The following is a 12,957-nucleotide window of genomic DNA, read 5'->3' as shown; positions in this document are numbered from 1 at the left end:
CGCCCGCCCCCCCGCGCCGCCGGCCCAGCCCTCGCCCGTGCCGTCGCCGCAGCCCGCCGTGCCCGCGCCCGCCGGCGGGTCCCGCGCCCGCCGCCCGCACCGGTTCGCCGTGTGGGCGCCCGACCACGCCCGTGTGGAGGTGGAGGTCGACGGGGCCGTGCACGCCATGCGCCCGGACCCCGCCAGGACCGGCTGGTGGACGGCGGGCGTCTCGGCCGATCCGGACGGGAGCCGCTACGGGTTCCGTCTCGACGGCGGGCCGGCCCACCCCGACCCGCGCTCGGCACGCCAGCCGGACGGGCCGGACGGGCTGTCACAGCTGGTCGACCACACGGCCTTCCACTGGACGGCCCCGCAGTGGCCGGGCCGGGGCCTGGCCGGGGCCGTCGTCTACGAGCTGCACGTCGGCACCTTCACCCCCGAGGGCACCTTCGACGGCGTCGCCGCCCGGCTGCCGCACCTGCGCGACCTGGGCGTCACCCACATCGAGCTGATGCCCGTCTGCCCCTTCCCCGGCCGCCACGGCTGGGGTTACGACGGTGTGGCGCCCTGGGCCGTCCACGAGCCCTACGGCGGACCCGAGGGGCTGAAGCGCCTGGTCGACGCCGCCCACGGGTACGGTCTCGGCGTGATCCTCGACGTGGTGCACAACCACCTCGGGCCCTCCGGCAACCACCTGCCCGCCTACGGGCCGTACTTCACCGACCGTCACCAGACGCCCTGGGGTTCGGCGGTGAACCTGGACGCGCCGGGCTCCGACGAGGTCCGCGCCTACTTCGTCGGCAGCGCCCTGGCCTGGTTGCGCGACTACCGGATCGACGGGCTGCGACTGGACGCCGTGCACGCCCTCGTGGACGACCGGGCGCTGACCTTCCTGGAGGAGCTGGCCGCCGCCGTCGACGAACTGGCCGAGCGCACAGGTCGGCCGCTGTTCCTGGTCGGCGAGTCGGACCTGAACGACCCGCGGCTGATCACCGCCCGCGAGGCCGGCGGCATCGGGCTCGCCGCGCAGTGGAGCGACGACTTCCACCACGCCCTGCACGCGGCGCTGACCGGCGAGGGCCAGGGCTACTACGCCGACTTCGCCGAGCGCCCGCTCCACGCCGTGGCGAAGACCCTGACCGCCGGCTGGTTCCACGACGGCACCTGGTCCAGCTTCCGCGGCCGCACCCACGGCCGACCGCTCGACCCGGCCCGCACCCCGGCGCACCGGCTGCTCGGCTACGCCCAGACCCACGACCAGGTCGGCAACCGCGCCCGCGGCGACCGGCTCGCCGCGTCGCTCACGCTCGAGCGACTGGCGGCGGGCGCGGCACTGGTGCTGCTGGCGCCGTTCACACCGATGCTGTTCATGGGCGAGGAGTGGGGCGCGACGACGCCCTGGATGTACTTCACCGACCATCAGGACCCGGCCCTGGCCCGCGCCGTCCGCGAGGGCCGCCGCCGCGAGTTCGCCGAGCACGGCTGGAAGCCGGAGGAGATCCCCGACCCGCAGGCGGAGTCGACCTTCACCGACTCCCGGCTGGACTGGTCCCAGCCCCAGCAGGCCGGCGGCGGCCACGCGGCGCTGCTCGACTGGTACCGCCGGCTGATCCGGCTGCGCCCGCTCGCCCACGGCCCCGCGGAGGTCCAGTACAGCGAGACGGACCGCTGGCTCGTGCTGCGCCGCGGCGAGCTGGCCGTGGGCGTCGACCTCTCGACCGGGACCGGCCCGGCACACGAGCTACCGCTGCCGCCGGGGACGGTGCTCGCGCAGTTCCCGCCGGCCGTGACGGTGCTGCGGGCTCACGCCTCCGGCGCGGCGTCCGGCCGGTAGCCGACCAGCTTCTGCCACACCTCGCGCACCTGCGGCGCGAGCCGCTCCAGCGGCCCGTCGTTGTCGATCACCAGATCCGCGACGGCGAGCCGCGCCTCGCGGTCGGCCTGCGCGGCCATCCGGGCGCGGGCGTCCGCCTCGGCCATCCCCCGCAGCTCGACCAGTCGCCGCACCCGCGTCTCGTCGGCGGCGTCCACCACGACGACCACGTCGTACAGCGGCGCGAGGCCGTTCTCGGCGAGCAGGGGCACGTCGTGCACGACGACCGCGTCGGGCCCCGCGGCGCCCTCCAGCTCCGCGGACCGCCGCCCGACGAGCGGGTGCACGATCGCGTTGAGTGCGGCGAGCCGCGCCGGGTCGGCGAAGACGACCGCCCCCAGCTTCGGCCGGTCCAACGACCCGTCGGCGGCCAGCACGTCGTCGCCGAACTCGGCGACGACGGCCGCCAGGCCCTCGGTCCCCGGCGCGACGACCTCGCGCGCGATCAGATCCGCGTCCACGATCACCGCGCCCAGCTCCGCGAGCAGCGCCGACACCGCGCTCTTGCCCGCGCCGATGCCGCCTGTGAGTCCGACCTTCACCATGGGCAGCAACCTAGCAGTGCGCCTTTAAGGGCGTGCGGTCAGCTCGCCTTCATCAGGGTGGCCGCGGGCTGGGTGGCCGCGGGCTCCGGTGCCGGCTCCTCGGCCCGCTGGACCGGGAGGGCGGTCACGACGGGCAGCGGCGGCAGGACCGCGTGCTCCTTGAAGCCGTAGCGGGCGTGCAGGCGGCGCAGGAAGGGCGGGGCCCACCAGTTGAGCCGGCCGAACATGGACATGGTCGCCGGGACCAGCAGCATCCGCACCAGCGTCGCGTCCACCAGGACGGCCACGGCCAGGGCCAGCCCGATCTCCTTGATGTCCAGCATCCGCCCGGTCGAGAAGCCGAGGAAGACGATCACCATCAGCGCCGCCGCCGAGGTGATGATCCGGCCGCTGCGCTGCACGCCCAGCTCGACCGAGCGCGCACAGGAGTAGCCCTCGTCGTGGAGTTCCTTGATCCGCGAGAGCAGGAAGACCTCGTAGTCCATCGACAGGCCGAAGGAGAAGACGAAGACCAGGACTGGGATCCACGCCTCCAGCCCGCCCGTGGGCGTGAAGCCGAGGAGGCCGCTGAACCAGCCGCCCTGGAAGACCAGGGTCATCATGCCCAGCGCCGCGCCCAGCGAGAGCAGGTTCATCACCAGCGCCTTGATCGGCACCACCACGGAGCCCGTCATCAGGAAGAGCAGCACGAACGTCGCGGCGACGATCAGCCCCAGCGCCCACGGTCCGCGCGAGCTGATCTCGTGGTGGAAGTCGACGACGCTCGCCGCGTCGCCGGTGACCCAGGTGGTCAGGCCCTCGCGGTCGGCGCGCAGCTCGCCGACGACGTGCTGGGCGGTCGCGCCCTGGGCGCTGCCGTCGACGTGGACGCCGACCGCGGCCCACGCGGACGGGCCGCTGCCGCCGGCCTCGGTCACGGCGGCGGACTTCACGTCCGGCAGCGCGGCGACGTGCTTGGCGTAGCCGTCGGCCGTGGCCGGGTCGCTCTTGACCAGGACGGTGATGTCGGGGTCCTTCAGCGTCGGGTAGTCCGCGGCGACGGCGTCGGCGACGGTCCGCGCGCTGAAGCTGGTGGGCAGGGTCTGGGTGCCCAGGCTCTGCGCGTGCGCGCCGAAGAACGGCGCCGCCGCGGCGATCAGCAGGGCCACGGTGGCCAGCGCCACCGGCAGCGCGCGGCGGCGGACCTTGCGCACCACCCAGGCGAAGCGGCCCTTGTCCCGGACGCCCTGCTTGGGCGGCTTGATCTTCTTCCCGGCGAAGCCCAGCAGGGCCGGGACGAGCGTCAGCCCGGACAGCACGGTGATGACCACGACGCTGACGCCCGCCGCGGCGACCGCGTGGAAGATCGGGCTGGTGAGCACGAAGAGGCCGGAGAGGGCGACGGCGACGGTCAGCGCGGAGAACGCGATGGTCCGACCGGCCGTGGCGCTGGTGCGCTCCACGGCCTGCTCGATGGTCGCGCCCTTGCTCCGCTCCTCCCGGAAGCGGTTGACCACCAGCAGGGCGTAGTCGATGGAGAGGCCGAGGCCGAGCACGGTGGTGATCGGCAGGACGCTGGTGTCGATCGGCATGATCTGGGTGAAGCCCAGCAGGGCCAGCAGGGCGCCGGCGACCGAGCCGATCGCGCCGATCAGCGGCAGCCCGGCGGCGATGAAGCCGCCGAAGATCAGCACCATCACGGCCAGCGTGATCGGCAGGGCGACCATCTCACCGGTCTCGGTGTCGGACTTGGTCTGCTGCTGCACCTGCTGCGCGAGGACCTGGTTGCCGCCGAGCTTGACGCTCGCACCGCTGTCGGCGCCGATCCGGTCCAGCCGGGCGCCCGCCTGGTCGACCGCCTTCGCGTCGCTCAGCTGGACGCTCAGGATCTGCGAGGAACCGTTCTGGGCGCGGACGTCGGTGACGGACGCGACGCCGGGCATGACGCGCAGGTCCTGCTCCGCCGAGGTGACGGCCGCCTTCACGCCCGCGTCGTCGGGGGATTTGCCGCTCACGAGCGCCTGGAGCGCGTCCCCGCTGGTGCCGTACTGGGACAGGAGCGCGGAGCCGGTCGCGGACTCGGAGCCGGCCGCCTTGGCGGAGGGGGCCGCCGCGTTGAAGACCTTGGTGCCGAAGACCAGACCGATCACGATGAGCACGGCCCAGGCGAGCGCCACCCAGCGACGGTGGCGGAAGCTGAACCGGCCGAGCGCCGCGAAAGGACCGCGGAGCTTCGAGGAGGTCTGGTGCATGTGGACGGCCTGCTTCCGTTCAGGGCAACTCAGTCAACGGTGACCGAGATGTCCCTTGATCGGTAGAGGATTCCGGTATGGGCTGCGCCATAGTCGTCAGCTGCGGTTAAACCTCCGGCAACGAACGAACCCCCGCCCGGTTCCCCGGGCGGGGGTTCGTCAGACGCTAGCGACTAGCGCGTGGGGCAGAGCCTCAGCTCTGGCCACCCGCCAGCTTCTCGCGGAGCGCGGCCAGGGCCTCGTCGGTCGCCAGGGCGCCCGAGGTCTCCTCGCTGCTGGAGGAGTACGAGCCACCGGAGACGGCACCGCCGGTCTCGGCAGCGGCACCCTCGCCCGCGGCAGCGGCCTCGGCGTCGGCCTCGCGGCTCTTGACGACCTGGGCCTGGTGCTGCTCGAAGCGGGCCTGCGCCTCGGCGTACTGGCGCTCCCACTCCTCACGCTGCTTCTCGTAGCCGGGCAGCCAGTCGTTCGCCTCGGGGTCGAAGCCCTCCGGGTAGATGTAGTTGCCCTGGTCGTCGTAGGACGCGGCCATGCCGTAGAGGGTCGGGTCGAACTCGACCGCCATCGGGTCGGCACCGAAGGACTCGTTGGCCTGCTTCAGCGAGAGGCTGATGCGACGACGCTCGAGGTCGATGTCGATGACCTTGACGAAGATCTCGTCGCCGACCTGGACGACCTGCTCCGGGATCTCGACGTGGCGCTCGGCCAGCTCGGAGATGTGGACCAGGCCCTCGATGCCCTCGTCCACGCGGACGAACGCACCGAACGGAACCAGCTTGGTGACCTTACCCGGGACGACCTGACCGATCTGGTGGGTCCGGGCGAACTGCTGCCACGGGTCCTCCTGGGTCGCCTTCAGCGACAGGGAGACACGCTCGCGGTCCATGTCGACGTCGAGGACCTCGACGGTGACCTCCTGGCCGACCTCGACAACCTCGGACGGGTGGTCGATGTGCTTCCAGGACAGCTCGGAGACGTGCACCAGGCCGTCGACGCCACCCAGGTCCACGAAGGCACCGAAGTTGACGATCGAGGAGACGACGCCGGAGCGCACCTGGCCCTTCTGCAGGGTGGTGAGGAAGGTCTGGCGGACCTCGCTCTGGGTCTGCTCCAGCCAGGCACGGCGGGACAGGACCACGTTGTTGCGGTTCTTGTCCAGCTCGATGATCTTGGCCTCGAGCTCCTTGCCCACGTAGGGCTGGAGGTCGCGGACGCGACGCATCTCGACCAGGGAGGCCGGGAGGAAGCCACGGAGGCCGATGTCGAGGATGAGACCACCCTTGACGACCTCGATGACGGTACCGGTGACGATGCCGTCCTCGTCCTTGATCTTCTCGATCGTGCCCCAGGCGCGCTCGTACTGGGCGCGCTTCTTGGACAGGATCAGGCGACCCTCCTTGTCCTCCTTCTGGAGGACCAGGGCCTCGATGCTGTCGCCCACGGCGACGACCTCGTGCGGGTCGACGTCGTGCTTGATCGACAGCTCGCGGGACGGGATGACGCCCTCGGTCTTGTAACCGATGTCGAGGAGCACCTCGTCACGGTCAACCTTCACGATGGTGCCTTCGACGATGTCACCATCGTTGAAGTACTTGATGGTCTCGTCGATCGCGGCGAGGAAGGCCTCGGCGTCGCCGATGTCGTTGACCGCAACCTGGGGAGTGGTGGGGGCCTCGGTGCTGCTCGTCATTAGGAAAGGGGCTCCGGTACGGACATGAAGTCGTAGGTACTACCACGCCGGGGACCCGTGATCGCTCCACCAAGGACGCCACGCCCATCAGCTGGATGCCGCACAGAGGACAAGCAAGCAAGCGAAGAAACGTGGAGTCTTCAACAGATGCGAGCGCGACCTGCTCCGTCCGAGGCGCGCAGGCCCGCAGCGCAACTTGTAGCATACGGGGACAGCCATGGACGGTCAATGCGGAAGCCGCAGTGCGGCTTGGGCCCGGATGGATGAGTTGTCTATCGCCCGAACGGGAGTTTCCGCAAGACCCCGAGGTGACCTCGCTTGCTACGGCGCCAAGGTTACGCTATCGCCGACATGATCAATGACACGCCCCCCCAGAACATCGAGCCCGGTGTCGACGACGACGCCGAGGCCGTGCGCCGCCAGGCCGGCGCAGCCGAGAGCAGCCGCGCCAACCGCGGCTGGTGGGACCGCAACGCGGACGAGTACCAGCTGGAACACGGCGCGTTCCTCGGCGACGCCCGCTTCGTCTGGTGCCCGGAGGGCCTGGACGAGGACGACGCCCACCTGCTCGGCGACCACGCGGCGCTGCCCGGCGCACGGGTGCTGGAGATCGGCGCGGGCGCCGCGCAGTGCTCCCGCTGGCTCGCCGACCAGGGGGCGCTCCCGGTCGCGCTGGACCTCTCGCACCGGCAGCTCCAGCACGCCCGCCGCATCGACGAGCAGGCGGCCCGCACGCCCGTGCCGCTGGTCCAGGCGGACGCCACGGTGCTGCCCTTCGCCGACGAGAGCTTCGACCTGGCCTGCTCCGCCTACGGCGCGGTGCCCTTCGTCGCCGACACGGCGCGGCTGATGCGCGAGGTGCACCGGGTGCTGCGGCCCGGCTCACGGTGGGTCTTCTCGGTCACCCACCCGATCCGCTGGGCCTTCCTGGACGAGCCCGGCGTCGAGGGCCTGACGGCCAGCGCCTCCTACTTCGACCGCACGCCCTACGTCGAGCAGGACGAGACCGGGGCCGCCGTCTACGTCGAGCACCACCGCACGCTCGGCGACCGGGTGCGGGAGCTGACACTGGCCGGCTTCCGGCTCGTCGACCTGGTCGAGCCGGAGTGGCCCGAGGGCCTCACCTCAGAGTGGGGCGGCTGGAGCCCCCTGCGCGGACGGCACATCCCCGGCACCGCCGTCTTCGTCTGCGTCCGCGACTGAGGCCGCCGCCCGGCCCTGCGGGGTCCGGGCGGCCCGGATCCGCGCGCGACCCTCGACGACGAAGGCGAGCGCCAGTGCGACCAGGCCCAACAGCGGTAGCCCGAACGGGAGATAGTCGCGCAGCATCAGCAGCAGCGTGCGCTCCTTCTTCACCAGGGCGACGGTCGCGGCCTGGTAGTCGGGGCGGATCCTCACGTCCCCGGAGAAGATCGTCACCGGCGCCATGCCGGAGCTCGGCGGCATCCGCAACTGCTCGTCGTGCAGTTCCTCACCGTTGATCGGCGCGCCGGTGACGGGATCGACCCAGAACTTCCGGACGGTGGTGTACCAGCGCTGGTAGCCGAGCTTGTCGATCTGGTCGGGCGTGATCGCCACGCCCGCCGGCATGGCCTTGGGGAACGGCACCCGGGTCCAGGGGATCGTCTGCTCGAAGTAGTAGACGGTCAGCCCGTCGAGCGTGGTGGTCCCCTTGTAGTGGATGGGCGCCGAGGTGCGGGTCTGCGGATCGAAGTACTGGTAGTCGTGCGGCTGCGTGTCGAAGGGGAACTTGTACTCGATGCCGACCCGGCTGAGCGCGTCGCCGTCGACGTTCTCCCCGCAGCAGTGGACCGGGTCCTGGGTGTGCGCGTCGAAGGGGTAGACCTCCGGGATGGCGGAGAGCCGCTTGCCGTCGTTGCCGAGGACGTAGGAGAGCGCGTCCCACACGACGACGTCCCGCCCGGTGCGCTTCTTCTCGGCCTGGGCCGCGGCCGCGTCGCCCTTGAGGGTCTCGACGATGGTGACGTGCTGGTGCGGGACCGCGGTCATCGAGCTGTAGTCGATGAGGGTGGCGTCCTTCGCCTCCAGTACGACGGCCTGGTACTGGTTGTCCGGCACCGCGACGACGTGGGGGTAGACCCACGCGCGCAGCATGACGCCGAGCACGGCGAGGAAGGCCGCGAGGGCCACCAGGACCAGAGCGAGCCGCTGCCGCATCCCGCCCTCCCCTACGGGTGCGCCGGGGCGCTGGTGAGCAGGGGCTTGGCCGTGGTCGGCCCGTTCTGGTCGGCCAGCGGCACGGCCACCAGGGCCACCACCACCGCCACCGCGGCTCCCACGGCCGCTGCGATCAGCGCACGCATGTCCCCCGCCCCTTCCGCTCGATGCCGGGCAGAAGCGCACCGTAGCGTCGCGGGCGACAAATGAGAACAGGTTCTACCTCTCCGGGGCTCGGCCCTCCGCCCGCGCCTGTCGGTGCGTCAGAGGGCCGAGCCCGGACAGCGCTCAGTGGCCGGCGTCCTCCCAGTTGCGGCCGGCGCCGACGGAGACGTCGAGCGGGGCGCGCAGCGGGTACGCGCCGGCCATCTCGCGGCGGACCAGCTCCTCGACGGCGGCGCGCTCGCCCGGGGCGATCTCCAGCACGATCTCGTCGTGGACCTGGAGCAGCATGCGCGAGGCGAGCTCCGCCTCGCGCAGGGCCGCGTCGACCTTGAGCATGGCGATCTTGACGATGTCCGCCGCCGAGCCCTGGATGGGCGCGTTCAGCGCCATCCGCTCGGCCATCTCGCGGCGCTGGCGGTTGTCGCTGGTGAGGTCCGGCAGGTAGCGGCGGCGGCCGAGCAGGGTCTCGGTGTAACCGGTGCCGCGGGCCTCCTCGACGACGCGCTGGAGGTAGTCGCGGACCCCGCCGAAGCGCTCGAAGTAGGTGTCCATCAGGCGGCGCGCCTCGGCGGTCTCGATGCCGAGCTGCTGGGAGAGGCCGAAGGCGGACAACCCGTAGGCAAGGCCGTAGGACATCGCCTTGACCTTGCGGCGCATCTCCGCGTCGACCGCGTCCGGCGCGACGTCGAAGACGTAGGAGCCGACGGTGGTGTGCAGGTCCTCACCGGAGGTGAACGCGGCGATCAGGCCCGCGTCCTCGGACAGGTGGGCCATGACGCGCAGCTCGATCTGGCTGTAGTCGGCTGTCAGCAGCGTCTCGTAGCCCTCGCCGACCACGAAGGCGCGGCGGATCATCCGGCCCTCCTCGGTGCGGACCGGGATGTTCTGCAGGTTCGGGTCCGTGGAGGAGAGGCGGCCGGTCGCGGCGACCATCTGGTTGAAGGTGGTGTGGATGCGGCCGTCGGCGGCGATGGTCTTGATCAGGCCCTCGACCGTGCTGCGCAGCCGGGTCTGGTCGCGGTGGCGCAGCAGCAGGACGGGCAGCTCGTGCTCGGTCTGGCCGGCCAGCCAGGTGAGCGCGTCGGCGTCCGTGGTGTAGCCCGTCTTGATCTTCTTGGTCTTGGGCAGGCCCAGCTCGTTGAAGAGGATCTCCTGGAGCTGCTTGGGCGAGCCGAGGTTGAACTCGTGGCCGACCGCGTGGTGGGCCTCCTTGACCGCCTGCTGGACGGCCGCGCCGAACTGGATCTCGAGCTGGGTCAGCCACTCGCGGTCGGCGGCGATGCCGGTGCGCTCCATCCGGGCCAGCAGCTCGGCGATGGGCAGCTCCAGCTCGCGCATCAGGGCGAGCGAGCTGTCCTTGCCGAGGCGCTCCTCGAGCACCACGGCGAGGTCCAGGACGGTGCGGGCCTCGACCATGAGCAGCTCGGCGGCGGCCGCGGCCGCGTCGTCCTCGGACGCCTCGTCGCCGAAGGCGAGTTGACCGGAGTCGGCGGCCTCGGCGGAACCGAGCGTGCGGCCGAGGTACTCCTCGGCGAGCACGTCGAGGCCGAAGGTGCGGCGGCCCGGCTTCTCCAGATAGGCGGCCAGTGCGCTGTCCGCCCCGACGCCGGCGATCTGCCAGCCGTGCTCGGCGAAGGCCCGCTGGACCTGCTTGGCGATGTGCAGCGCCTTGGGCCGGGAGTCGTCGGCGAGCCAGGCGGCGAAGGCCCGCTCGTCGGCCTCGGCCAGGGCGGTCGGGTCGAACCAGGCGGCCGGCCCGGACTCGACGGCCAGCGCCACGGCCTTGACGTGGCCCTCACCGAGCGCCCACGCGTAGTCCGCGGCGAGGCCGACCCGCGCCTCGGCGGCGTGCTCGGCGAGCCACGCGGCGAGCGCGCCGGGCTCGGTCAGCACCACGCCGTGGATGTCGACGCCCGGCCCGGCGTGCACGTCGACCCCGCCCTCGGCGTCGCCCGAGCCCGCGCCCGGGTCGACGGCGAAGAGGCGGTCGCGCAGCTGCTGGTTGCGGAACTCCAGGGTGTCCAGCAGCAGCGTGGTGGCCGGCACGTCGTAGGGCTGCCGGGCCAGGTCGTCGAGCCCGAGCGGCAGCTCGACGGTGCGGATCAGCTCGGTCAGCTCGCGGTTGAGCTTGACGTCGTCCAGGCCCGCCCGGAGCTTCTCGCCGATCTTGCCCTTGACCTCCTCGGCGTGGGCGACCAGCTCGGCGAAGCTGCCGTACTGGTTGATCCACTTGGCGGCCGTCTTCTCGCCGACGCCGGGGATGCCCGGCAGGTTGTCCGACGGGTCCCCGCGCAGCGCGGCGAGGTCCGGGTACTGGGCGGGGGTGACGCCGTACTTCTCGAACACCTTGTCGGGGGTGTACCGGGTGAACTCGGAGACGCCCTTGGTCGGGTAGAGGACGGTGACGTTCTCGGTGACCAGCTGGAGCGAGTCCCGGTCGCCGGTGAGGATCAGCACCTCGTAGCCCTCGGCCGCGGCGGCGGTGGCCAGCGTGGCGATGATGTCGTCGGCCTCGAACTCGGGCGAGCGCAGGTGCGGCACGTGCATCGCGTCCAGCAGCTCGGAGACCAGCTCGACCTGGCCGCGGAAGCCCTCGGGCGAGGCGGAGCGGGTGGCCTTGTACTCCGGGTAGATGCCCGCCCTGAAGGTCTTGCGGGAGACGTCGAAGGCCACGGCGAAGTGCGTCGGCTGCTCGTCGCGCAGGATGTTGGCGAGCATCGAGGTGAAGCCGTAGACCGCGTTGGTCGGCTGCCCGGTGACCGTGCTGAAGTTCTCCTCGGGGAGGGCGTAGAAGGCGCGGTAGGCCATGGAGTGGCCGTCCATGAGCAGCAGGCGCCCCTTGCCCCCGCCGGTCGTGCCCTTGCTGCCTGCCATGCCTCGCCACCCGCCGCTCTGCCGACTTCCTTCTGCTTGCGCTGGAATCCTATGGCCCGGCACTGACACTTCCCCGCCGTGTCGCAGCTGCGGAGCGACCTGGGTCACATCGGCTCCGCGGCCTCCCGCGTCGTACGATCGCACCGATCTCGCACGACGGTGATCCCGAACGACGACGGCGTCAGGAGCAACATGGCCGACCAGCCCAGCACCGAGCAGCCCGGCACGGAGCAGCCCGGCATCCAGCTGAACGTCCCGCAGGACGTGCTGGACCACTTCGCGAAGCTGGGGGTGACGCCCGAGACCTTCTCCGGCGGGCATCTCGGTGAGAAGCTCGGCATCCGGATCGTGGAGGCGTCCCCGGAGCGCGTGGTCGGCACCATGCCCGTCGACGGCAACCAGCAGCCCTACGGCCTGCTCCACGGCGGCGCGTCCGCGGCGCTGGCCGAGACGCTCGGCTCCATCGGCTCGATGCTGCACGCCGGTCCCGGCCGCTACGCGGTCGGCGTCGACCTGAACGCGACCCACCACCGCAGCGCCACCTCCGGCCTGGTCACCGGCGTGGCCACGGCGGTCTTCCGCGGCCGCACGGCGGCGACCTACGAGATCGCCATCACCGACGACCAGGGCCGCCGCATCACCAGCTGCCGGCTGACCTGCATGCTGCGCGACCTGTAGACCTCGCGCGCGCAGGGGGAGCCGCACCGTCCGTGGTGCGGCTCCCCCTGCGCGTTCGACCACCCTGCGCGTTTGACCACCCTGCGCCGCGGGCAGCAAGCGCGCATGGCGGGCTCCGGTCCCGAGCCGGTCGAGATCCTCGAATCCCGCGGCGCGGAGCGCAGATTCGGCAGCTGGTGGCGTCGGCAGGGCGCGCGGCGCAGGCTGGCGCTGACGCTCGCCCCCGCCGCGCTTCTCGTCCTGGGTTTTCTGGTGGCGGATCTGACGCGCCCTCAACCCCCGGCTCCCGCACCGACGGCATGGCCAGCCGAACACGCCGCCGTCACCTATGACGGATATGACGGGATGTCCGCCGACGATCCGTCGGGCCGCACCGCCGGCTTCCTCGTCTCCGTGCGCAACCAGGACGCAGCCACCCTGACGGTTGTTCAAGTCACCGTCGCCTACCGGGGCTTGACACTGCGCACCGCCCCCCGCCTGCCACTTGCAGTACAACCCGGGCAAACGGTGCACATCCAGCTCATCGCCACCGCGACCGACTGCTCCCGGATCCCGATGGACGACGAACTACCCTTCATCGACGTTACGTTCCGTAACATCCGTGCAATCGGGCAGGAAAGCGAAATACTCGGTGACAGATACACCTCAGACCTGCACCGTGCGATGACCGTCGCCTGCCGTCGAGGGCGAAGTCTCAAATCTTCCTCAGCTGATAACAGCTCCATCACATAGACATCCAAT

Annotated in this window: 10 protein-coding genes; 4 read left to right on the top strand and 6 right to left on the bottom strand. The window is 71.6% G+C overall.

The window, feature by feature from the left end; genetic code table 11:
- Window positions 1-58: 58 nt before the first annotated feature.
- On the top strand, window positions 59-1,816 hold the full coding sequence (gene treZ / locus TR50_RS20515) for a malto-oligosyltrehalose trehalohydrolase (protein ID WP_042423323.1): 1,758 nt from the start codon (window positions 59-61) through the stop codon (window positions 1,814-1,816).
- Here the strand turns inward: treZ and coaE are convergent.
- From coaE to rpsA, 3 genes are all read right to left on the bottom strand, one after another.
- The gene (gene coaE / locus TR50_RS20510; protein WP_042423319.1) at window positions 1,786-2,400 is read right to left on the bottom strand and encodes a dephospho-CoA kinase; all 615 of its coding nucleotides are present in this window, start codon (window positions 2,398-2,400) and stop codon (window positions 1,786-1,788) included. The genes treZ and coaE overlap by 31 nt on opposite strands.
- Window positions 2,401-2,438: 38 nt before the next feature.
- The gene (locus TR50_RS20505; protein ID WP_052441138.1) at window positions 2,439-4,631 is read right to left on the bottom strand and encodes an MMPL family transporter; all 2,193 of its coding nucleotides are present in this window, start codon (window positions 4,629-4,631) and stop codon (window positions 2,439-2,441) included.
- 193 nt (window positions 4,632-4,824) lie between these two features.
- On the bottom strand, window positions 4,825-6,321 hold the full coding sequence (rpsA, locus tag TR50_RS20500) for a 30S ribosomal protein S1 (protein ID WP_042367001.1): 1,497 nt from the start codon (window positions 6,319-6,321) through the stop codon (window positions 4,825-4,827).
- Between the two features lie 351 nt (window positions 6,322-6,672).
- Here rpsA and TR50_RS20495 point away from each other — a divergent pair, with 351 nt between their 5' ends.
- Window positions 6,673-7,524: a class I SAM-dependent methyltransferase gene (locus tag TR50_RS20495; protein ID WP_042423317.1), complete on the top strand. Its 852-nt coding sequence runs from the start codon at window positions 6,673-6,675 to the stop codon at window positions 7,522-7,524.
- Here TR50_RS20495 and pgfA read toward each other — a convergent pair.
- From pgfA to polA, 3 genes are all read right to left on the bottom strand, one after another.
- On the bottom strand, window positions 7,447-8,499 hold the full coding sequence (pgfA, locus tag TR50_RS20490) for a cell envelope lipid trafficking protein PgfA (RefSeq protein WP_042423314.1): 1,053 nt from the start codon (window positions 8,497-8,499) through the stop codon (window positions 7,447-7,449). The genes TR50_RS20495 and pgfA overlap by 78 nt on opposite strands.
- A gap of 11 nt (window positions 8,500-8,510) precedes the next feature.
- Complete coding sequence (locus TR50_RS45645) at window positions 8,511-8,645, bottom strand: SPW_0924 family protein (RefSeq protein ID WP_152627380.1); 135 nt, start codon at window positions 8,643-8,645, stop codon at window positions 8,511-8,513.
- 142 nt (window positions 8,646-8,787) lie between these two features.
- A complete protein-coding gene (gene polA, locus TR50_RS20485) occupies window positions 8,788-11,538 on the bottom strand; it encodes a DNA polymerase I (protein WP_042423311.1) in 2,751 nt (916 codons plus the stop codon).
- A gap of 192 nt (window positions 11,539-11,730) precedes the next feature.
- On the opposite strand from polA, the gene TR50_RS20480 reads away from it, so the two are divergent.
- Together TR50_RS20480 and TR50_RS42685 are read left to right on the top strand one after the other, a co-directional pair.
- A complete protein-coding gene (locus TR50_RS20480; RefSeq protein ID WP_236654500.1) occupies window positions 11,731-12,216 on the top strand; it encodes a PaaI family thioesterase in 486 nt (161 codons plus the stop codon).
- 72 nt (window positions 12,217-12,288) lie between these two features.
- A complete protein-coding gene (locus TR50_RS42685) occupies window positions 12,289-12,948 on the top strand; it encodes a hypothetical protein (RefSeq protein WP_052441137.1) in 660 nt (219 codons plus the stop codon).
- The last annotated feature ends 9 nt before the right edge of the window (window positions 12,949-12,957 follow it).

This window comes from Streptacidiphilus anmyonensis (assembly GCF_000787855.1).
Classification (GTDB): Bacteria; Actinomycetota; Actinomycetes; order Streptomycetales; family Streptomycetaceae; genus Streptacidiphilus; species Streptacidiphilus anmyonensis.
Note: the sequence above shows the minus strand (reverse complement) of the source record. Positions and strands in the feature narration are given on the sequence as shown.

Bases quoted from the DNA above. Each gene is read 5' to 3' on its own strand.
- rpsA (WP_042367001.1), bottom strand. From the start codon at position 6,321: ATGACGAGCAGCACCGAGGCCCCCACCACTCCCCAGGTTGCGGTCAAC.
- pgfA (WP_042423314.1), bottom strand. From the start codon at position 8,499: ATGCGGCAGCGGCTCGCTCTGGTCCTGGTGGCCCTCGCGGCCTTCCTC.
- TR50_RS20505 (WP_052441138.1), bottom strand. From the start codon at position 4,631: ATGCACCAGACCTCCTCGAAGCTCCGCGGTCCTTTCGCGGCGCTCGGC.
- TR50_RS20480 (WP_236654500.1), top strand. From the start codon at position 11,731: ATGGCCGACCAGCCCAGCACCGAGCAGCCCGGCACGGAGCAGCCCGGC.
- polA (WP_042423311.1), bottom strand. From the start codon at position 11,538: ATGGCAGGCAGCAAGGGCACGACCGGCGGGGGCAAGGGGCGCCTGCTG.
- coaE (WP_042423319.1), bottom strand. From the start codon at position 2,400: ATGGTGAAGGTCGGACTCACAGGCGGCATCGGCGCGGGCAAGAGCGCG.
- TR50_RS45645 (WP_152627380.1), bottom strand. From the start codon at position 8,645: ATGCGTGCGCTGATCGCAGCGGCCGTGGGAGCCGCGGTGGCGGTGGTG.
- TR50_RS20495 (WP_042423317.1), top strand. From the start codon at position 6,673: ATGATCAATGACACGCCCCCCCAGAACATCGAGCCCGGTGTCGACGAC.